This is a genomic window from Microbulbifer pacificus, assembly GCF_002959965.1.
GTDB classification, from domain to species: domain Bacteria; phylum Pseudomonadota; class Gammaproteobacteria; order Pseudomonadales; family Cellvibrionaceae; genus Microbulbifer; species Microbulbifer pacificus_A.
On sequence record NZ_PREV01000026.1, the window covers coordinates 306,716 to 326,578 of the forward strand.

A 19,863-nucleotide genomic window follows, 5' to 3' on the forward strand; every position below is an offset into this window, starting at 1 on the left:
GGGCGCCAGGTGAAGCCGTATGCAGGTAAATTTTTTACACAGGGGACGCAGTATCGCTCATGTTAGAAAAGTTGAGCAAGAGTCCCCCTCGCCGATCATTCATTGCATCCAAAAGCAATTATTGTTATTGTCGCCAATAACAATAATTGACGCGCGCAGGACAGCAATGGAAGCGGATTTCTATTCTTCCCACAGGCAGGGCCTGACCCTGGAAATTCCGACGGGGCTTACTCGGGGGTGGACACGGCTCGACACCATTGACATGCATACAGGAGGAGAGCCTCTACGCGTTATTCTGGGCAACACCCTTCCACTGGAAGGGGATAGCGTTCTGGCCAAAAGGCGCTTTGCACAACGCCATCTCGATCACCTGCGGCGGAGACTAATGTGGGAACCGCGCGGGCATCGTGACATGTATGGGGCCATTGTGATTCCACCGAATGATGCCGGTGCCCACTTCGGAGCCCTGTTTCTGCATAACGAAGGCTTCAGCACCATGTGTGGTCACGCGGTGATTGCCCTGGCGAAACTTGCCGTTGAACTGGGCTGGGTTGAGCGCGAAAATTTCGACGCGGATGTATCTGTCACTGAAGCACCGGCACGTGAAGTGCCGGTAACCATTGATGCTCCATGTGGCCGGATTCACGCATTTGCGAAAGTGGATGAGTGCGGCCGCGTGACCTCCACACGATTCCAATGTGTTCCTTCCTTTGTCACCGCACGCGGGCAAACCATCGATGTGCCAGGGCTTGGGAAGATTCAGTATGACATTGCCTATGGCGGAGCCTTTTATGCTTATGTAGACGCCGCGCAACTGCCCTTTACACTGGAGCCTGCAAACACCGAACAAATAATCCGGGCGGGGCGCGCGATCAAATCCGCGCTGCTGAAAGATGGCCCACCGGTTCGGCACCCTGCGGAGTCCGACCTCGGGTTTTTGTACGGAACCATATTCATGGATATGGAGGCGCTCCGGAATCCGCCAGGTACGCAAGGTAAAAGCGCATCATCACTACGCAGCCGCAATGTCTGCGTATTTGCCGATGGAGAACTCGACCGGTCCCCAACGGGTTCTGGTGTTTCCGGCCGGATGGCTCTACATCTGGATCAGGGGCTGATCTCAGAGCAGCAGACGCTCATCGCCGAAAGTATCAGCGGCAGTTGCTTTCTTGGTAAAACCGTCCAGAGGCTCGAATACGCGGGCATTCCCGCCGTAGTACCCGAAATCACAGGTACGGCTTACATCACGGGTAAAAACCACTTTTATATCGATCCAGATGATCCACTGAAAGACGGATTTCTTCTGGGTTAACCACAATCAACCGGAATACTTCGAAAGAGTCCATGAAGTTTATTAACGCCGAAACCATTCGCAAGACCATACATTATCCGCAGCTGATCAACGCACTGCGGGAAGCTTTTCGCAGTCGGAATATTGAGGCACCCCAGCGGCACCATCACCATTTCCAATACTCCCGTGAACATCAACACGAAAATACCCTGCTGCTCATGCCCGCCTGGCAAGCCGACGGTTTTTTGGGCGTAAAAACCGTGATGGTCGCGCCGGACAATCGCGATCTTCCCTCCATTCAGGGACAATATGCACTTTTCGATGCTCGTACCGGAGAGCCACAGGCGATCATGGATGCGGCCAGTATCACCGCCATGCGCACAGCCGCGGCCTCCGCACTCGCGGCGGATTATCTCGCCCCCATCGGCGCCAGCACATTGCTGATGGTAGGGACCGGGACCCTGGCACCAGAGCTGATCCGAGCGCACGCATGCGTGCGCCCTATTGAGAAGGTACTTATCTGGGGCCGCTCGCGTGCCAAGGCGCAACAGCTCGCGGACGCTCTTGCGGGCATGCCATGGACGATATCCCTGTGTGATGACCTGCAGACAGGTATGGCCCAAGCCGATATCGTCAGCTGCGCCACCCTGAGTAAAACGCCACTGCTGTACGGCAAATGGCTCAACGCCGCCCAGCACATTGATCTCGTCGGCGCCTACCGGCCAGATATGAGAGAGGCGGATGATTTACTGATAAAACGTGCCGCCCTGTATGTCGACGTGATGCCACACGCACTCTCGGAAACCGGCGACCTCTGTTTGCCCCTGAAGAGCGGTGTTATTACAGAGGCTTCGGTACTTGGCGACCTTCCCTCCCTGTGTCAATCGCCAGCCCCCGTTGCCCGAAAAGGCGTAACCTGCTTCAAATCCGTCGGCCATGCCCTCGAAGACCTCGTTGCGGCATCCCTTGTTCACGCACAACTCAAAGAGGCCACAGTCTCCGTGGCCGTTTAACAAGATCACGATACCGGCTTGTACCCTTCTTCAGCAGAAGTCCGGCGGAGGCACGACGCTGCCCTGATAAATATGGTGGAACTGGATATACCGTCCCACACCCCTTCAGCGCTCAACGTTGGAGGAAGGCGAGAATGTCGTTATTGATTTCCTCCGCATGGGTGGTCGCCATACCGTGGGAGTATCCCTTGTACACCTTCAGGGTGGCATCCTTGAGGATTTCCGCAGACTTGATTGCGGAGGCTTTGATCGGTACCACCTGATCGTCGTCACCGTGCATTACCAGAGTGGGCACTTCGATTTTCTTCAGGTCTTCGGTGAAGTCGGTTTCCGAAAATGCCTTGATGCCGTGGTAGTGCGCCAGCGCGCTACCCATCATGCCCTGGCGCCACCAGTTGCGTATAGCGCCTTCGGATACCTCCGCGCCATCCCGGTTGAAGCCATAGAAGGGACCGCTGGCCACGTCCAGATAAAACTGTGCGCGATTGGCCGCCAGTTGCTTGCGAAAGTCATCGAATACTTCGAGTGGTGTGCCCTCCGGGTTACTGTCACTTTTCACCATGATGGGAGGCACCGCACCGATAATCACCAGTTTATCCACCCGGCCCTTGCCAAACCGCGCCACGTAACTCGCCGCTTCACCACCGCCGGTGGAGTGCCCCACATGCACCGCGTCGCTCAGCCCAAGATGCTCGGTGACCGCCGCGACGTCCATGGCGTAGTGATCCATATCGTGCCCGCTGTCGATCTGACTGGAACGTCCATGACCACGGCGATCATGTGCAATAACGCGAAATCCCCGCTGTACGAAAAACAGCATCTGCGCGTCCCAGTCATCGCCACTCAACGGCCAGCCGTGGTGAAACACAATGGGCTGTCCACTGCCCCAGTCCCTGTAAAAAATCTCTGCGCCATCCTTGGTGGTAATTGTCGGCATCGTGCACTCCTCGCAGCTCGCGATAGGGTTTTGGTAAGCGTTGGTCGGGAAGGAAGAATTGGCGGCCAGGCCCGGAGGGAATCCGGCTGACCCGATCTAGCCAGACTAGCAGACCCCGGAAACTCCGCCCGCGACGCCCCACCCCGTGTTTCCCGGAGAAAGCATTGGGACAAGAGTGGAGAGTAGCGTAATCTTGCTCCGTTCCCCCCTGAGCAGAGAGTGACTGAAGCGATGAGCAATGACGAGCTGAAAGCGATCCTCGAGTTGGACTGCGAAGCGCGCTATGAATACTTCCTGGATGCCGTTGGCGAAGAGCGGGAGGTGTGGATTCTGGTCAATAGCGAGGAGCATTTCCTCAAGCTGCACGCGGAGGATCTGGGGGAGTTCGAGTATCTGCCCCTGTGGCCGAGCGCCGCATTTGCCGAGAACTACGCCGCGGACGACAGCGATCTGAAGCCCCGCAGTATCCCCCTGCCCCAGTTCCTGAATCGCTGGCTCCCCGGGCTCCACAAGGATGGCATCGAGATCGGCGTGTTTCCCGGTGCGGACAAAAGCGTCTGGATGACCGGATCGGACGATCTCGGCCAGGACCTGCGCGACGAACTCGCGCGATTCTGAGCAAGCGGGCGCAACACCCGCTTGCTTTTTGTGTGAGGCGTCAGCGGGGCAATCAACCAACCGCGCGCTGTAGCATCTGCAGTGCGCTTTCGATAAAGGCCAGGCGCTCCTCCCCGTTCAGGGACTCCGGACGCACACCGATCTTGATGCCCAGGTAGTCCAGCGCTTGCGGGTTAGCGGCCTGCACGCAGCGGCGGAACTCCGTTTCATCGAGCATGGAAACAGGCTCAAAGAATCCCTCACCCGGTGCCCCCGCCGGTGGCATATGGGTATCCGCCCAGGCACCGTAGGGCCCCTCTGCACCGGAGACACCGGAGAACATCAGCCCGCGCAGCAGCCCGGCGGCGCGCGCCGCCTCGATATGTTGCACAGGCCCCTCCACACTGCGTGTTTCCAGCGCCGAGCGTCCCCAGTTGATGCACAGGCCCATGTCACCACCGGTTCTGCGGTTCACTTCGGCAATGGCTTCGATCTCAGCCCCAATGGTCAGAAAACCTTTGGATGGCGCCTGGCCCTCGATAAGGGTGTCGCAGTGCTCGATGACCAGCGCGGCGCCGTCCCAATCCCAGGACACCAATTCCTGCAGTGAAGCCAGCAGCGCCGCCCCATCCGGATGAACGCTCTCTGCCAGGCGCGGAGCGGTGTGAATCATCATCGCCTTTACCGCCTGGCGACCCAGATGGCGATTGAGCTTGAGAACCGCCTGTCGCGCGGACTCATAAAACGCCAGCGCCGCCTGACGCCCCGCTTCCGCGCTGGACGCAATACCAAAACTCGCGTCTTGCCCCAGGCGCCCCATTACCCCGGGGATGCCGGTAAATACGTAGTCCCAACCCGGATCGATATTGGCGAGAAACCAGTCGTCATCCTGCCCGTGCAACGTGCCGGTAAACGGGTGTTCGAGCCCGCGGATACCGGGAATGCCTTTGAGGCCATTGAAATACGCCGTCTGGACCTCTGCGTCCCAGGTAGATGTCACCGGCGCCGTCGCATAGGCACCCACGTAAAATCCCGTCATTGTGTTTCCTTTTTCGCTGTAGGAATGCAAGCCATTGGGGTTGCGGATTCTACCCCGCGGCACAGGCTCAGGCACCGGCCCACTTGCTGCGAAAAATAAAGAACACGGCCCCGAGAATACACAGCCCTGCCCACAGATAGTCCAGTTTCAGCGGCTCTTTCAGGTAGTACACCGCAAACGGCACGAAAACCGAGAGTGTGATCACCTCCTGCAGAATCTTGAGCTGCCCCACGTTCAGCGCCGAGTAGCCTACCCGGTTGGCAGGTACCTGGAACAGGTATTCAAACAGCGCTATACCCCAACTCAACAGCGCCGCGATGATCCAGGGTTTGTGACTCAGCTCCTTGAGGTGGGAGTACCAGGCGAAGGTCATGAATATATTACTGATCACCAGCAATGATGTCGCTGTCAGGATTGGATGCACGATTGGGTACCGAATGGAAACGGAGCAGAGTTGCTCCACAGGCGCGCTTTTTACACCGGAATCCGTCGCCGGCAAAGCGTATTCAGTGACCGCGCGGGTAGCGTGATTGGCGGCCGTCCTTTCCACGACATACAAATCTGGCACATGCGGCCAATCAATCCGGCGCCGCAAGACAAGTCTCATCGGGTGCAAACCTCTAGGATATTCCACAACGCCATCATGTGGGCTGGCTATGCTTGCCGCTGCGGCCTGCGAAAAACAATATAGAGAGAAGATCCATGAGTACACCTCACGCGCCTTCCGACCTTGCCAGTACCCACGCGGTACTCAATCAACCCAGGCCGCTGCAGGGCCACAACCTCTATGCCGGCGATGCCGCGCTCAGGGATGCTGTCGCCCGCAACGGCGGCCACTGGGGAGAGGACGACCTGCAGCGCTACGGCGAGATCTGCGGCCGGCCGGAGTGGATCGACCGGGGATTCCAGGCCAACCACTACAAACCGGAATTTGAACCCCACGACCGCGTGGGCAACCGCATCGACCAGGTCAACTACCACCCCGCCTACCACCAGTTGATGCAACTGGCGCTGAGCGAAGGCCTGCACTCCGCACCCTGGACAGACCCGAAGCCCGGCGCCCATGTCGTGCGCGCCGCCAAATACTACCTGCACAGCCAGGTGGAATCCGGCCACGGCTGCCCGATCACCATGACATTTGCCTCGGTACCCTCCATCAACCTGACACCTGCGCTGGCGAAGGAATGGCTGCCGAAAATCACCGATCGCGGCTACGACCCCAGCAACCGCCCGCACACGGAAAAGTCCGCACTCACCATCGGCATGGGCATGACGGAAAAACAGGGCGGCTCCGATGTGCGCGCCAACACCACCACCGCCACCCCGGTCGGTGATGGCAGCTACGAACTGGTCGGCCACAAGTGGTTCACTTCCGCCCCCATGTGCGACGCTTTCCTGATGCTGGCGCAGACCGAGGTGGGGTTGAGCTGTTTTCTGGTACCACGCTGGCGTCCGGACGGTACAAAAAATCCGATCCAGGTGCAGCGGCTCAAGAACAAGGCCGGCAACGTCTCCAATGCCTCCTCGGAAATCGAATTGCGCGGCGCGCTCGGCTGGCTGGTGGGCGAAGAGGGGCGCGGGGTACCGGCGATCATTGAAATGGTGTCCGCCACCCGCTTCGACTGCATGATCGGCTCCAGTGGCGGCCAGCGCCAGGCGGTGGTGCAGGCGATCTATCACACCAGCCAGCGCAGCGCTTTTGGCAAGAATCTGATCGACCAGCCGCTGATGCAGAATGTCCTCGCGGACCTGCAGCTGGAGGTGGAAGGCTCCGTCGCCATAACCATGCGCATGGCGCAGGCGATGGATCATCTCGACAACGAGCAACAGAAACTGCTGATGCGCCTCGGCACCGCAGTGGGCAAATACTGGATCTGCAAGCGCACCCCGCACCACGCGTACGAAGCCATGGAATGTCTCGGCGGCAACGGCGTGATTGAAAACTTCATTACCGCCCGCCTCTACCGCGATGCACCGATCAACGCCATCTGGGAGGGTTCCGGCAATATCCAGGCGTTAGATGTGCTGCGCGCCATCGCCAAAACCCCGGCCGTGCTCGGCAACTGGTTCGATGAACTGGAACAGAGCAAAGGCAGCGACCTGCGCTACGACCGCGCCATTGCGCAACTGAAAAACCAGCTCGCGAACATGGACGATATCGAATACCGCGCCCGACACATTGTCGACCAGCTGGCACTGACCATGCAGAGCCACCTGCTGATGCAGTCCGGCAACAGCGCGGTCGCCGAAGGGTTTATCACCTCGCGCCTGGGTGCCCAGGGCATCGGCAATACCGGCACCCTGCCGGTGGGCGTGGATGTAAAAGCCATTATCGAGCGCGGTAATCCGCTGAGCGTCTAAACACACCCTGTTTCTGTAGGAGCCTGCCTGCAGGCTCCTACAGAAAACGCCACGTCTCTCACCCCTCCGTTGACTGTCCGGCTTTGAAGGCCAATAGCGACAGATGTTGCACTCATGCGACAATGGTCGCATACTTGCCCCACAAGTCACAAGGCACGTCGCTATGAAACCGCAACCCTCGGCATCCGAGCTGGCAATCCTCAAGGCCCTCTGGCAGCAATCGCCCCTCAGCGCCCGCGAGATTCACCAGCAGATTGAAGAACACCTTGGATGGTCCTACTCCTCTACGCGCAAGACGCTGGACCGCATGCAGGACAAGGACCTGTTACAGGCGTTTGACGTGCACGGGTTGAAGGTTTTCGAAGCCAAGGCGGATAAGGTCCACACCCTGGCGGCGTATGCGAGGGATTTCGCGGAGCGTGTGCTGGAGATCAAGGGACCGGTGCCGGTTTCCTTCTTCGCCGGCAGTGAGCTGCTCAGCAAAGCCGAGTTGATGGAACTGGAAGCGCTACTGGCACAGGAAGGCGAAGCCAAAAAGGCGCAGGACCACGGCGATGATTGAGTGGCTTGCGCAACTGGCCCTGTCCAGCCTCATTTCCCTGGCCGTCGGCGCCCTCGCGTTGGCGACACTGGTACTGCTCTCACGCCGTCTGGACTGGCTCAATCGCTGGCGCGAGCCCTGGCTCGCCGCCGCGGTGCTGACCTTCGCCAGCTTTTGTCTGGGATTCCTGCCCACCGCGGGCAACGCGCCGGCCATTCAACTCAGCCTGCCGGCAATCACCGCGCCAACCCAGGCAGCCGTCCACGCAACACTTTCCACCACCGAAATCCAGGACACCGCCCTTTCCTGGTCCTGGGTGTTCATCGCCTGGGGCTGGATCTGGGCACTGGGCGCAGCCACCAGCCTGGGGCGCCTGGTATTGGGTCAGTGGCGACTGCTCGCGCTGGTGAGGCACGGTAAGCCAATCCCGGCCGAGGGGGAACTGGCGCGGCACCTGGGCGTGGAAGACGCGCCGAAAAAATTGAAACTGGTTCTGGTGCAGCAGCGCATCTCCCCTTTCGCCACCGCCCTGCCGACTCCGACACTGGTATTCAGCCAGTGGATGCTCGACAACCTGTCCCTCGAACAGATTCGCCTGGTCGTCCGCCACGAACTGGAACACCTGGCGCAACGGGATCCGCTGGCGGTGCTGGGCCTGCAATGGATGGCGGCCGTGCTGTGGTTCAACTGGCCGTTGAAAGCACTGGCGAGATTGGCGGTGAACGCCCTGGAACTGGGTTGTGACGAACAGGTACTCAGAAAAGAAAACCCGAAACGGCGGAGGGCCTATGCAGAAGCAATGCTGAAGACCCTCCGCCAAACCGCGACAGCTCACGGCAATGATCCTGTCGCGGCATTCTCAACGCAAAACCAAAGGAGTTTCACCATGAGAATCCGCCATATTCTGGACGGCAAACTGGGCGCCCGCAAGCGTTCCAACAGGGTACTGTGGGCCGCGACCCTCGGCGGCGCCCTGCTGTTGAGCCTGCAGCCGCAGCTGGCACTGGCCGACAAGGTCGCGGAGGTATTCATCCATCCTCTGCCCGACGCGAAAGTGACATCCAGTTTCGGTATGAGGCCCTGGCCGATCAAAGACGCCGAACACAATAAAAAACGCCTGCACAAGGGCGTCGATCTAAGCGCCCCCCGCGGCACCCAGGTACAGGTACCCAAGGCGGGCGTGGTCACCTTCTCCGGTACCAAAGGTGCCAGTGGTGAGGTGATAATAATCGACCATGGCAATGGTACGGAAACCCTCTATGCGCATCTGGACAAGCGCCTGGTAAACAAAGGGGAAAAAGTAGTGCAGGGCCAGGTCCTCGGTCTGGTGGGCAGCACCGGCAAGGCCACGGGACCGCATCTGCACTGGGAACTGCACCAGGACGGCGAGGTGATTGATCCCGCAAGCCAGGTACCCTTTCTTGCGCGGCAGCAGGTGATGGTGCTCGCAAAACACTAGCGCGCAGGTTGCTATGGTGCTGACAGGCAGTTCAGAAAAAAGCCCCGCCGAATGGCGGGGCAAACGAGGAACGATAGGGAGTTTCCAATGCCTGGTTTCTGGAGCCTCGGGGCTCCAGATCCGGACTCAGTAGAAGCTGTAACGCACGCCGAGCTGGCCGCGCACACCGTAGTACTCCACCTGCTTGGGACGGTCTTCACTGCCGATGTAATAGGTCAGAGGTTCGTCGGTGAGGTTGATGGCCTCCGCGAAAATCACCAGGCGATCATTGACGGTGTAATTGGCGCTCAGATCCAGGCTGGTGTATTTGCCATAGAACTGGTCCTCATCCGGATTCCCGCCGTGCTCTTCCACATATTCGCCCTTGTGGTTCTGAGCCAGACGCAGGGAGAAGTCGCCATCGTCGTAGTACATAGCGATGTTGTGCAGCAGGTCCGCCTGGCGGGAAATCGGCACGGTTCCATCGCGGCCTGGAATGGTCATTTCTGAATCCATTACGGTCACGTTGGCAGACACCCCGAGGTTGGCCAGCGCGCCGGGCAGGAAGTCGAGCTTGCGGATCAGGTTGAATTCCAGCCCGTGCAACCAGGCGTCATCACCATTTTCCGGGCGGTAAATATCCACACCGGATTTTCCGTTGTAGTTGCCTTCCTGTACTGCATCGAAAATCGGGTCGGTAATATCTTTGTAAAAATACCCGGCGGAAACCAGGCCCGCGTCACCAAAGTAGTGTTCGTAAATGGCGTCCACATTCCACGAGTAGGTGGGTTCAAGTTCGGCATTGCCGCCGAGGAATTCATTGTCGTGCTCCGCATAATAGCCACCGGGGTTCAGGTCGCCAAAGTTGGGGCGGGCAAACGTGCGGGTCAGGGCCAGGCGCAGGTTGCTGTCTTCTGTCAGGGCATATTTCAGATGCGCGGACGGCAACACCGAGAGGTAGTCTTTCTTGCCGTTGAACGGTTCCAGGTGACCCTCGCCGTTTTCGTCTTCCACATAGACCTGGCTGTCCACTTCGGTGGTAGTCTGCTCCAGGCGAAGGCCCGCCACTACCGTGGTGCGGTCATTCATGTGGTAGGTGGCCATACCGTAGCCAGCCAAATGCTGCTCGGCCAGCTCGAAGTTGCGGCCAAGCGCATTGCCGTTGCTAACCAGTGCAGACTCTCCCTCCACCAGGCGGAACTGATCGCGGTTCTCGTTCCAGAAACGCGTCAGATCCGACATGGACGCCACCTGGGAGAACTGCGAGGCGTAATCCACGTTCACATCATCCAGGTATTCATCGCGGCCGGGTTGATCCGACAGGGCAAAATCGGACAGTAGCACCGGGTTTTCGCCGGTCCACTCATAGAACTCGTCGGAAAATACGGACACGCGTTCCTTATCTCGATACTTCATACCCATTTTCAGTTCCAGTTCACTGGTAAGTTCACTGGTGAAATCAAATGAGGCAACCACCTTGTCTTTCTCGTTGAGATAGACCTTGTACAGCTCCACCCAGGACAGTGCAGCCTGGCTCGGGTCCATGACGAAGCCGTCTGGCAGGTGAGTGGAAATGGCATCGCCCGGATCGGTTCCGCCATCGATGGTGTTGTACGCCAGTCCATCGTCACCAAGACCTTCATAACCAACATTTTTCTGGTCAAAACGCACCACAAAATAGGAGCGGTCTTCGCCGTTGGGAATCGCACCATAGTGAAATTCGTTGTCGTAGCTGGCCAGGCTCCAGTCGAGTCTGGAGGTTTCACTCAGAGCATGTTCGCCGCCGAACTCGAAGCCTTTCATTTCCGTAATCAGTTCATTGCGAATATGTTGCAGCTCAATACGGTCCTTGTCGAAACGCAGGCGGTGCTTGTAGTGGGTTTCATTATCGGCCAGGGTGCCGTAGAGCCCACGCACAAAGACGCGGTCGTCATCGCTGAAGTTGTACTCCGCCCCCAGGTTCATGCCGAGTGTTTCGCGGTTACCGGTGTAGTCACGCAGTTCCAGACGGTAGATGCCATTGCCGTCGCGGCGAGGCTCATAGTTGTCGGTGGCCCAGTCGCGGCTCCAGCCGGTCATGTTGACGATATAACCGAATTTCCCGTCTTCGGTGCGATCGCCGAACAGCAGATTGAGTGACTTGATATCGCCATCGGCTTTGTCGGCGTAACCGCCAGCCACAGAGATATCCAGAGTACGGGACTCCGGCGCGGTGCGGGTTACGAAGTTGACGTTACCACCGATGGAATCCCCCTCCTGATCCGCGGTAACCGCCTTGGTCACTTCGATGCGTTCGATGAGTTCCGATGGAAAAAAATCGAATGCGGTAGCGCGGGAGGTGGTTTCCTCTTCCGCGGAGGGAAGACGGTGTCCGTTCAGGCTCGATGAACTCCATTCGGATGGCAGGCCGCGCACGGCCACAAAGCGCCCTTCGCCCTGATCGCGCTCGATGGAAACACCTGAAACGCGTTGCACCGCTTCCGCCGCATTGCGGTCGGGCAGCTTGCCAATACCATCGGCGGACACCACGTTTACGATCCGGTCGGATGCCCGCTGCAGACCCAGAGCGCGCAGTTCGGTATCAAACATACTGCCCAACACTATGATCTCTTCGATCGCACCTTCCGCCCCGGACTGTTCAGCCGCTTTTGTGACCATTTCCTGTGCGTGTACACCGTGTGCCGCCACCAATGCAATGGCCATCGGCAGTAATTTGAGACGAGTCATCCTCCACCCCTTTATTAGTCAGTTTCAATCAGATTCTGTATCCAGGAATTATTTCGCCCGTGCACATCTGGACTAGACCAGAATGCTAGAGCGATGTTGTGACGCTTTTGTAACAGGATGGTTAATTTTGTTTTCCGGATTTCTTACCGCGCGCAAACGTTTTCTCCCCCGATTCGATGCCGACGAATGTCACCTCGCAGTCACAAAACTGCAACCATCCGCCACTAGCATTTGGTCTAGACCAAAAAATATCGGGGGCCACGTGCACACAGAAAGCCGCAGCAATACCGCAACCGGTGAATCGAAGTCATTCGATGGCCAAAACAGGAGCAGTACCATTGCACTGATCCTGTTTTCCGGGCTCGCCGCCTTCTCGACCTACTTTTGTATGTACGCATTCCGCAAGCCATTCAGTGCCGCGACATTCAGCGAGATCGAAGGCTGGCACTACGCCATGGATTACAAGACCGCTCTGATCATTGCCCAGGTATTGGGCTATGCCCTGTCGAAATTCGCCGGCATCAAAGTGGTGTCGGAAATGCAACCCCAACGTCGCGCGTGGATTCTGATCGGCATGCTGCTGATCAGCCACCTGGCGCTGGTGGGATTCGCCCTGCTGCCAGCGCCGATCAATGTGATCATGCTTTTTATCAATGGCATTCCCCTGGGTATGGTGTGGGGACTGGTATTCAGCTATCTCGAGGGGCGCCGGGTAACGGAGGCGCTGGGAGCGATCCTGTGCGCGGCACTGATCGTATCGTCCGGTGCGGTAAAAGCCGTGGCCGCCTATTTACTGGTGGAATGGCAAGTACCTGAGCTGTGGATGCCAGCCCTCGTGGGCGCGCTGTTTATTCCCCCATTACTGGTTTCTGTGTGGTTGCTGGCGAGAACACCCGCGCCGAATGCGGATGATAGGGTGGCGCGCAAACCGCGGCCGCCAATGAACGGTGCCATGCGCGGCGAGCTGCTGCGCGAGACGGGTATCGGGCTCACCGCACTGGTGGCGGTGTACGTGTTCCTTACCGCGTTTCGCGACTTTACCGATAACTTTGCCGCAGAACTGTGGCTGGCCCTTGGCTATGGCGAAACGCCAGAGGTATTCCTCACCAGCACACTGCCCGTTACTTTCGTGGTGCTGGGCAGCCTTTGGCTGCTGATGTTTATCCGCAGCAATTATCTGGCATTGGTGTGTAATCAGTTGGTTGTCGCAGGCGGTGGCCTGCTGTGCATTGCGGCCACCTACGCCTTTGAAAACCATTGGATCGACGGCGCCAGCTGGATGATCGCGATCAACACCGGCCTGTATATGGGATTTATCCCGTTCAACTGCCTGCTGTTCGAGCGTCTGGTGGCCGCCACACGCTCCATCGCCAACGCAGGCTTTCTGATCTACCTCGCAGATGCCTCCGGCTACGCTGGAAGCATCTGCGTTCTGCTTTACAAAACCTTTGCGCAACCGGATCTGGCATGGCTGCCGTTTACCCTCCAATTCAGCTACGCCACCGGCGCTGCCTGCATGCTGCTCATCGTCGTATCCCTGTTGTATTTCCGCAAACTCGATCCAGGTCTGTCCCATGACCACTCGGCGTCGACACCTGCCGCAACGATATCCACCTGATAAAAGAAAACCATTGTTTAAGTGATGACCTATGAAATTTGATCTCGCCATTGTCGGCGCCGGCGTACTGGGCAGCTTTGCCGCCCTCGAAGCGCTCAAGAGTGGAAAACGCGTTCTGCTGCTGGATGCGGGGCTGAAGGCCCGCGGCGCCACGGTGCGCAACTTCGGACAACTGGTTCCCTCCGGTATGGCGTTGGGGCCGTGGCGGGCACTGGGTATTCGCTCACTGTCCATTTACCGTCAGCTGCAACCCATGGTGGAGGGCGCGCTTTGGCAACAGGGTTCGACCTATATCGCCTCTACCCCGGAAGAAGCCGCGTTGCTGGAAGAGATGCACGCAATCGACCGCGCACAGGATTACCGCTCGCAGCTATTGAGCGTGGAGCAATGCCTGGAAAAAATGCCCGCACTGCGCATGGAGTACTGCCACGGGGGGCTGCACTACCCGGAGGAAATGAGCGCGGAGAGCGGGCAACTGATGCCACGGCTGTGGTCGCTACTCAGCGCCAATCCCGAGCTGACCCTGCGCGCCGGAACGCTGGTAAGGGAAATTCGCGAGCGCGGTGGCATTACGGACATCCTGACCAGCAACAACGAAGTCCTGCACGCGGATCAGGTGCTGATCTGCTGTGGGCATCAGCTGAACCAACTGTATCCGGCTATTACCCAGAATGCGCAGATGAAACTCTGCAAGCTGCAGATGTTGCGCAGCGAACCGGTAATCGGCACGCGCCTGCCGGGCAATCTGCTCACCGGTCTCAGTATCCGGCGCTATGAGGCCTTTCACAGCTGCCCGAGCTATGAAAAATTACCACAGCCGCTGCTGGACCCGCGTTACGGAGAACTCGGGATTCATATGCTGTTCCGCCAGTCCGCGGACGGCAGCATCATCATCGGTGACTCCCATGAATATTTTCCCGCGAACGACGTAACATCCATCGACTATGAAGTGCGCGAAGACATCAATCAACTGATGCTGGAAGAGGCACGCAATATTCTCAAACTGCCGCGCTGGACGATGGCGCGCTGCTGGAATGGCTACTACAGCCAGGACATGTCGGAGCAGAAGGTCTTGATGCGTTCCGTGTCCGAAAAGATTCATCTGGTTACGGGTATCGGCGGCAAGGGCATGACTACAGGCCCGGCGCTGGTGCAAAGCGCGGTACAGCAACTACTGCGCGGCGAAGCGCTGACACTGCCGGATGTTCATAGCCATGCCTGATACCGGCAAGCTAAAGCCTGACAACCACACGGTTGTAGAAGCTATCAGGCACTTGCGCTATCTGTTCCAGCAATTCGGCCATCGGTCACTGGGTGAAAGTTGCAGCCAACTGGAACACGCTCGCCAGTGCGCTGCTCTGGCACAGGCGGAGGGTGCCGCGCCGTCACTTGTTTGCGCCGCATTTCTCCACGATATCGGCCACCTGCAGGCCTGCCACCTGGCACTGCCGGGCACAGATGATGAAGGGCACAGGGATCACGACCGCATTGGCGCGCAGTTGTTGCGCCAGCTGGGGTTTGCCGCATCCGTGTTCGTTCCGGTCGCACGCCACGTGGAGGCCAAACGCTACCTCGCCGCCTGTGACACGGACTACCTCCAGCGCCTGAGCCCCGCAAGCAAACGCTCACTGGAAATACAGGGAGCGGCCATGAGTACCGCAGAACAGCGCCGTTTTCTGGAAGCGTCCCATGCGCAGGACGCCATTGCACTGCGCACCTGGGACGAAGCCGGCAAGCGGGACAATCAGGCGATCCCCGACCTGGACCAATGGCTCTCTCTCTGCGAACGCCTGTTGACCACAAGTGCCGCGCGCGCATCGATCCCCCGCCACGAAATCACCCATTCACTGAAAACCGAAGGATGACAACCACCATGACCCGACAACTGGAAGCCATTATTTTTGACTGGGCCGGCACCCTAGTGGACTTCGGTTCGCGCGCGCCGCTCAGTGCGTTTATGCAAATCTTCGCCGATGCCGGTGTAACCATCAGTGAAATGGAAACCCGCGCGCCCATGGGTACGGAAAAGCAGGAACACATCCGCCGTCTGCTACAGATACCCCGCATTCGCGATGCCTGGCAGGCTGCGCACAATGTGCCGGCCACGGAAGATGACGTCGCCCGCCTATACCACAACCTGGGACCGGTACAGCAGACCGCCATCGATCGCCACTGTGAGGCGGTGCCGGGCGCGGCGGCCGCCTTTGTCATGGCGCGCGAGCGCGGCCTCAAAATCGGCACCACCACCGGCTACAGCCGCAGCATGATCGAAGGCATGCTGGAAGCGGCGGCGCAACAGCAACTGATCCCCGACCGTGTGGTGACCGCCGACGAGGCCCCCGGCGCACGCCCGGGACCGGCTGCGGCACTGCGCACGGTGATCGACCTGGGCATTTCCTCGGTCAGTGCCTGCGTGAAAGTGGACGATACCGCTCCCGGCATCGACGAGGGCCGCAATGCGGGTATGTGGACGGTGGCTGTGGTATGCAGCGGCAACGCCTTGGGCTTGCCACTTGCGCACTGGCGGGAACTGGAGGAGGAAGAAAGGTGCCAGCAGAGAAATCGTGCTTACCGCGCGCTGGAGTCCTGTGGCGCGCATTATCTGATTGATGACGTCTCCGCACTGGAGCCGGTACTGGTCGATATCAACCGCCGCCTCGCCCTCGGTGAAACCCCCTGATCGTTTACCTCTTTTCCATAGCGGCCATATTCCCCGGCATGGGTTAGGATATGGCCGTATCCCCACGATTGAGTGAAGTACCGTGTCTCTCGCCTACGACGATATCAAAACCCATATCAGCGGCCTGATCAGCGGCGGCCGTCTTGCCGCTAATGAGAAATTGCCCTCCGAGCGAGAGCTGGCCGAGCACCTGGGACTGACCCGCATTACCCTGCGTGACGGTTTGAACCGACTGGAAGGTGAAGGGATTATTTATCGGCAAAACCGCCGCGGCTGGTTTGTAGCGCCCCAGCGGTTTGTCATGAAACCGGCGCACAAGGTGGACTTCAATCGCATGGCGGAGGAACAGGGATTCCAACCCAGCACCCGGGTTCTGCAACTGCGTCGCCAGCAGCAGCGCCGGGAAATTTACCAGGCGTTCGGCCTGGAAAAATCCAACCGCTTTTATGCACTGCGCCGGGTGCGCAGCCTGGACGGGCGCGCGGTGATGGTAGAAGACAGCTACATGGCCCTGGAACGCTTTCCCGGTCTGGAACAGCTGGAACTGTCCGCTTCCGTCACCGCGCAGCTGCACGCCCGTTACGGCGTCTCCGTCAGTCGCGAACAGTGCAATATCCAGATGGGACATCTGGAAGAGAGCCATGCAGAACCATTGGGGCTTCACGCCGGTGCCCTCGGCCTCAAAATTCTTCGCCTGCGCTACGACGCACAAGACAGTCTGATCGACTACAACGTCGAACACTGGCTGCCTCACGCCATTGAGATGGAAGTGGCAACCCGCTGATCTCCCTGCCGCCGAATTCCTGAGGCGAGAACCAGCGCACGGTGCGCTGTCGCCTCCCTCTCTGTTTTCTCCATTTAGTCACGTTCGGTTCACGCCAACGTCACCGCGGCTTCATCCATTGCCGCTAACCTGAATTTCTGGTCTAGACCAGAAAACCTAATCATTGACTATTGAGCACCGACAAAAATCATAGCGAGCGGGCGTCGCCGGCACACGCGCAGCCGATTTTTTGAAGTGCCCTAGCGGGAAGAAAAACCATGAAGCATGTAACACAGTTGTGTTTCGCCTTATTGGCCGTTGCCTGCAGCACCCTGGCACAGGCACAAACCAACAATAAAGTATTGCTGGTTGGTGTAGATGGGCTCCAGTACGAGAAACTGGCAACCCTCAACACCCCCAACTTCGATCGCCTGCAGGTAGAAAAGGCATACACCGGCGGGATCGACGGAGCTGCCAGCCAGCAAACCACATACAGCGGTCCCGGCTGGTCTACCATTCTTACCGGCGTCTGGGCGAACAAGCACCGGGTCACATCCAACAGTTCGGGACTTGCCAACAGTGAATTTCCGAGCCTGTTCAAACGTATCAAGGATGCAGACAACACGCACTGGGTAGGCAGTATCGTTAACTGGAGCCCCATCAATACCCAATTTTTTACCCAGGATCTGAGTAACGCCGATCTGGTATTGAACGGTCTTCCCGATGACCAGGTCACCGCCCAGGCCGTTGCCCGAATCAACAGCGGCGAGCCGGACTTTCTGTTTCTGCACCTGGATGAGCCGGATCACGCCGGTCACAGCTACTGCTTCGGCAGCGCCTACAACAACAGTATTACCAGCACCGACGCGCTTCTCGGGCAATTGCTGGATGCCGTAGATGCGCGCAATGCACAGAGCGAAAACTGGCTGGTGCTGGTCACTACCGACCACGGGCGCGACACTCTGGGTTGCAATCACGGCGCGCAGACGAGTAATGAGAAAACCATCTTTATCGCCAGCAATCAGGTCCTGAACCTCGAACACAGCGAAAAGGTCAGTGACATCAGCAATACAGATTTCGGTGGCATCTACGGGCACGCGGCACAGACGGCCATCGCACCGACGGTACTGCGCCATCTCGGGATTGACCTTGATCGCGACTGGAAACTGGATGGCACTCCGCTGCTCGGCACGACCGGCGTACGCAAGCTCCTGCCCGGAAACAACAGCACCGCGGAATGGTATGCACAGAGCTCCGGGCAGGTAGCGGTGTATCGCAACGGCGAACTGGTAGACAGCGTGGATGCCCTGGTGCGCAGCTGGCAGGATCAGAGCAGTTTCCACGTCACCGCTGATTACGTGCTGGTACAGGACCAGACCCCGGTGGCACTGCGCCAGACCCGACTGGATATTACCGCCGCCCTGGACTGGAGTATCGGCCGTGCCTACTACTTCCGCGACGACAGCCAGTATGTCCGCTACAACAAAATCTCGGACAGTGCCGACAGCGGCTATCCCCTGGCGGTGAACAACAACACCTGGCCGGGACTCGGCGATTACGCTGGGCAGATCGTCGCGGCGTTCAAGGCCAGTAGCAGCAAAGGATATTTTTTTCTCGAAGATGGTCGCTATCTGCGCTACGACCTGAACAATGACAGCGTCGACGCCGGTTACCCGAAAAACGTCGACAACAATACCTGGCCGGGGCTCGCTCCCTATGCCACTCAGATCCGCGCTGCGCTGAAATGGCCAAACAGCAAAGTGTATTTTTTCCTCGCCGACGGCAGCTATCTACGTTACGACATGAACAACGACAGCCTCGACGGCGGCTACCCCAAGCCGATCAACAACAGCACCTGGCCGGGAATGGCCGACTACGCCACGGCAATTACCGCGGCTCATCAGTGGAGCAGCAGCCGCGCTTATTTCTTCCTGACCAATCAGCGCTATATCCGCTATAGCATCAGCAGCGATCAGGTCGACAGCGGTTACCCCAAAAGTATCAATGGCGATACCTGGCCCGGACTGCTGAATCCCTGACGGTTGAAACGGACCTTATCTGGTGTAGTCCAGATAAAATTGCTGCGCGGTACGCCCACTGTGGCTGGCGCGCAGCATGGCGAACTGCTTGGCCGCAGTGTGCAGCCCGGTCCTGTCGCCCTCAAAATCCGGAAAATGCTGGTCTACCATCCGCAGGTAGATGTCCCAGTTGGCGGGATAAAAGCTCAGCCACAAACCGAAACGATCCGCCAGCGACAGGGTTTCTTCCACATTGTCGCCGTGGTGCAGCTCGCCGCCGACAATACGCGTGTGCTGATTGTCTTCCGCGCGTTCGGGTATCAGGTGACGGCGGTTGGAGGTGGCGTAGAGCAGAACGTTGTCCGGGGGCAGTTCGAGGGAACCGGCCAGTACGGTTTTCAATTCCTTGTAACGGTCATCGCCAGGTTCAAACGTGAGGTCATCGCAGAACAGAATGAAGCGGTAGCCGCGCGCATCGCCGCTGTCGAGCAGGTCGACGATTTCCGGCAGATCGTCGAGATCACGCAGATTTACCTCCACACAACGCAGACCGGATTCTCCATAGCGGTTCAGCAGCGCCTTGATCAGGCTGGATTTACCGGTGCCGCGGGCTCCCCACAGCAGTGCGTGATTGGCGGGCTGGCCACGCAGAAACTGTTCCGTGTTATCCACCAGCTGCTGCTTCTGCATGTCCACCCCCAGGAGCTGATCAAGCCCGATGGGGTCCAGTCTCCGCACCGGTTTCAGCGCACTGTATTTCGCGCGCCAGATCGCCGCGAGCGTGTTGTTCCAGTCGATCTTCTGCACAACCCTACCCTTCCTGTTTTCCGCTGCACCAAT

At 58.6% G+C, this 19,863-nt stretch carries 17 protein-coding genes; 12 read left to right on the forward strand and 5 right to left on the reverse strand.

The features are described 5' to 3' along the window. Positions 1-19: 19 nt before the first annotated feature. Both C3938_RS01845 and C3938_RS01850 read left to right on the forward strand, forming a co-directional pair. Entirely contained in the window at positions 20-1,312 is a 1,293-nt protein-coding gene (locus C3938_RS01845; protein WP_233998595.1) for a proline racemase family protein, read from the forward strand. A 32-nt stretch (positions 1,313-1,344) separates the two neighbouring features. Continuing rightward, positions 1,345-2,304, forward strand: a complete 960-nt coding sequence (locus C3938_RS01850; protein WP_105101574.1) for an ornithine cyclodeaminase family protein — start codon at positions 1,345-1,347, stop codon at positions 2,302-2,304. A 112-nt stretch (positions 2,305-2,416) separates the two neighbouring features. On the opposite strand, the gene C3938_RS01855 is transcribed toward C3938_RS01850, so the two are convergent. Beyond that, positions 2,417-3,241, reverse strand: a complete 825-nt coding sequence (locus C3938_RS01855) for an alpha/beta fold hydrolase (protein WP_105101575.1) — start codon at positions 3,239-3,241, stop codon at positions 2,417-2,419. A 219-nt stretch (positions 3,242-3,460) separates the two neighbouring features. Between C3938_RS01855 and C3938_RS01860 the strand changes: the two genes are divergently transcribed. Then, positions 3,461-3,859, forward strand: a complete 399-nt coding sequence (locus C3938_RS01860; protein WP_233998597.1) for a DUF2750 domain-containing protein — start codon at positions 3,461-3,463, stop codon at positions 3,857-3,859. 52 nt (positions 3,860-3,911) lie between these two features. On the opposite strand, the gene C3938_RS01865 is transcribed toward C3938_RS01860, so the two are convergent. After that, on the reverse strand, positions 3,912-4,877 hold the full coding sequence (locus C3938_RS01865) for a DUF4862 family protein (protein WP_105101577.1): 966 nt from the start codon (positions 4,875-4,877) through the stop codon (positions 3,912-3,914). Positions 4,878-4,944: 67 nt separating this feature from the next. Further along, on the reverse strand, positions 4,945-5,427 hold the full coding sequence (locus tag C3938_RS01870; RefSeq protein WP_418903559.1) for a DMT family protein: 483 nt from the start codon (positions 5,425-5,427) through the stop codon (positions 4,945-4,947). Positions 5,428-5,579: 152 nt separating this feature from the next. Here C3938_RS01870 and C3938_RS01875 point away from each other — a divergent pair, with 152 nt between their 5' ends. From C3938_RS01875 to C3938_RS01885, 3 genes are all read left to right on the forward strand, one after another. Next, positions 5,580-7,238, forward strand: a complete 1,659-nt coding sequence (locus C3938_RS01875) for an acyl-CoA dehydrogenase family protein (protein ID WP_105101578.1) — start codon at positions 5,580-5,582, stop codon at positions 7,236-7,238. Between the two features lie 163 nt (positions 7,239-7,401). Continuing rightward, positions 7,402-7,800, forward strand: a complete 399-nt coding sequence (locus C3938_RS01880; protein ID WP_105101579.1) for a BlaI/MecI/CopY family transcriptional regulator — start codon at positions 7,402-7,404, stop codon at positions 7,798-7,800. Next, positions 7,793-9,238: a M23/M56 family metallopeptidase gene (locus C3938_RS01885; RefSeq protein ID WP_105101580.1), complete on the forward strand. Its 1,446-nt coding sequence runs from the start codon at positions 7,793-7,795 to the stop codon at positions 9,236-9,238. The genes C3938_RS01880 and C3938_RS01885 overlap by 8 nt, the downstream gene beginning before the upstream one ends. A 126-nt stretch (positions 9,239-9,364) precedes the next feature. On the opposite strand, the gene C3938_RS01890 is transcribed toward C3938_RS01885, so the two are convergent. Next, positions 9,365-11,944 carry a TonB-dependent receptor gene (locus C3938_RS01890; RefSeq protein ID WP_105101581.1) on the reverse strand — a complete coding sequence of 860 codons (2,580 nt, stop codon included), beginning with the start codon at positions 11,942-11,944 and terminating at the stop codon, positions 9,365-9,367. Between the two features lie 262 nt (positions 11,945-12,206). Here C3938_RS01890 and C3938_RS01895 point away from each other — a divergent pair, with 262 nt between their 5' ends. The 6 genes from C3938_RS01895 (at position 12,207) to C3938_RS01920 (ending at position 19,044) form a co-directional block, all read left to right on the forward strand. Beyond that, positions 12,207-13,562 (forward strand): DUF5690 family protein, encoded by a 1,356-nt coding sequence (locus tag C3938_RS01895; RefSeq protein WP_105101582.1) that lies wholly within the window; start codon positions 12,207-12,209, stop codon positions 13,560-13,562. Between the two features lie 31 nt (positions 13,563-13,593). After that, a complete protein-coding gene (locus C3938_RS01900) occupies positions 13,594-14,784 on the forward strand; it encodes a TIGR03364 family FAD-dependent oxidoreductase (protein ID WP_105101583.1) in 1,191 nt (396 codons plus the stop codon). Further along, entirely contained in the window at positions 14,777-15,427 is a 651-nt protein-coding gene (locus C3938_RS01905) for an HD domain-containing protein (RefSeq protein ID WP_158681519.1), read from the forward strand. The genes C3938_RS01900 and C3938_RS01905 overlap by 8 nt, the downstream gene beginning before the upstream one ends. Positions 15,428-15,435: 8 nt before the next feature. Next, positions 15,436-16,242: a phosphonoacetaldehyde hydrolase gene (gene phnX / locus C3938_RS01910; protein ID WP_158681520.1), complete on the forward strand. Its 807-nt coding sequence runs from the start codon at positions 15,436-15,438 to the stop codon at positions 16,240-16,242. A gap of 82 nt (positions 16,243-16,324) precedes the next feature. Beyond that, complete coding sequence (locus C3938_RS01915) at positions 16,325-17,026, forward strand: UTRA domain-containing protein (protein WP_105101585.1); 702 nt, start codon at positions 16,325-16,327, stop codon at positions 17,024-17,026. 257 nt (positions 17,027-17,283) lie between these two features. Further along, positions 17,284-19,044, forward strand: a complete 1,761-nt coding sequence (locus C3938_RS01920) for an alkaline phosphatase family protein (RefSeq protein ID WP_105101586.1) — start codon at positions 17,284-17,286, stop codon at positions 19,042-19,044. 15 nt (positions 19,045-19,059) lie between these two features. Here C3938_RS01920 and C3938_RS01925 read toward each other — a convergent pair whose 3' ends face one another. Then, on the reverse strand, positions 19,060-19,830 hold the full coding sequence (locus tag C3938_RS01925; protein WP_105101587.1) for an ATP-binding protein: 771 nt from the start codon (positions 19,828-19,830) through the stop codon (positions 19,060-19,062). Between the last annotated feature and the right edge of the window lie 33 nt (positions 19,831-19,863).

What these genes read in the sequence shown, in the direction of transcription:
- C3938_RS01845 (WP_233998595.1), top strand. Translation starts at nt 20, where the DNA reads ATGCAGGTAAATTTTTTACACAGGGGACGCAGTATCGCTCATGTTAGA.
- C3938_RS01850 (WP_105101574.1), top strand. Translation starts at nt 1,345, where the DNA reads ATGAAGTTTATTAACGCCGAAACCATTCGCAAGACCATACATTATCCG.
- C3938_RS01855 (WP_105101575.1), bottom strand. Translation starts at nt 3,241, where the DNA reads ATGCCGACAATTACCACCAAGGATGGCGCAGAGATTTTTTACAGGGAC.
- C3938_RS01865 (WP_105101577.1), bottom strand. Translation starts at nt 4,877, where the DNA reads ATGACGGGATTTTACGTGGGTGCCTATGCGACGGCGCCGGTGACATCT.
- C3938_RS01875 (WP_105101578.1), top strand. Translation starts at nt 5,580, where the DNA reads ATGAGTACACCTCACGCGCCTTCCGACCTTGCCAGTACCCACGCGGTA.
- C3938_RS01880 (WP_105101579.1), top strand. Translation starts at nt 7,402, where the DNA reads ATGAAACCGCAACCCTCGGCATCCGAGCTGGCAATCCTCAAGGCCCTC.
- C3938_RS01885 (WP_105101580.1), top strand. Translation starts at nt 7,793, where the DNA reads ATGATTGAGTGGCTTGCGCAACTGGCCCTGTCCAGCCTCATTTCCCTG.
- C3938_RS01890 (WP_105101581.1), bottom strand. Translation starts at nt 11,944, where the DNA reads ATGACTCGTCTCAAATTACTGCCGATGGCCATTGCATTGGTGGCGGCA.
- C3938_RS01900 (WP_105101583.1), top strand. Translation starts at nt 13,594, where the DNA reads ATGAAATTTGATCTCGCCATTGTCGGCGCCGGCGTACTGGGCAGCTTT.
- C3938_RS01905 (WP_158681519.1), top strand. Translation starts at nt 14,777, where the DNA reads ATGCCTGATACCGGCAAGCTAAAGCCTGACAACCACACGGTTGTAGAA.
- phnX (WP_158681520.1), top strand. Translation starts at nt 15,436, where the DNA reads ATGACCCGACAACTGGAAGCCATTATTTTTGACTGGGCCGGCACCCTA.
- C3938_RS01920 (WP_105101586.1), top strand. Translation starts at nt 17,284, where the DNA reads ATGAAGCATGTAACACAGTTGTGTTTCGCCTTATTGGCCGTTGCCTGC.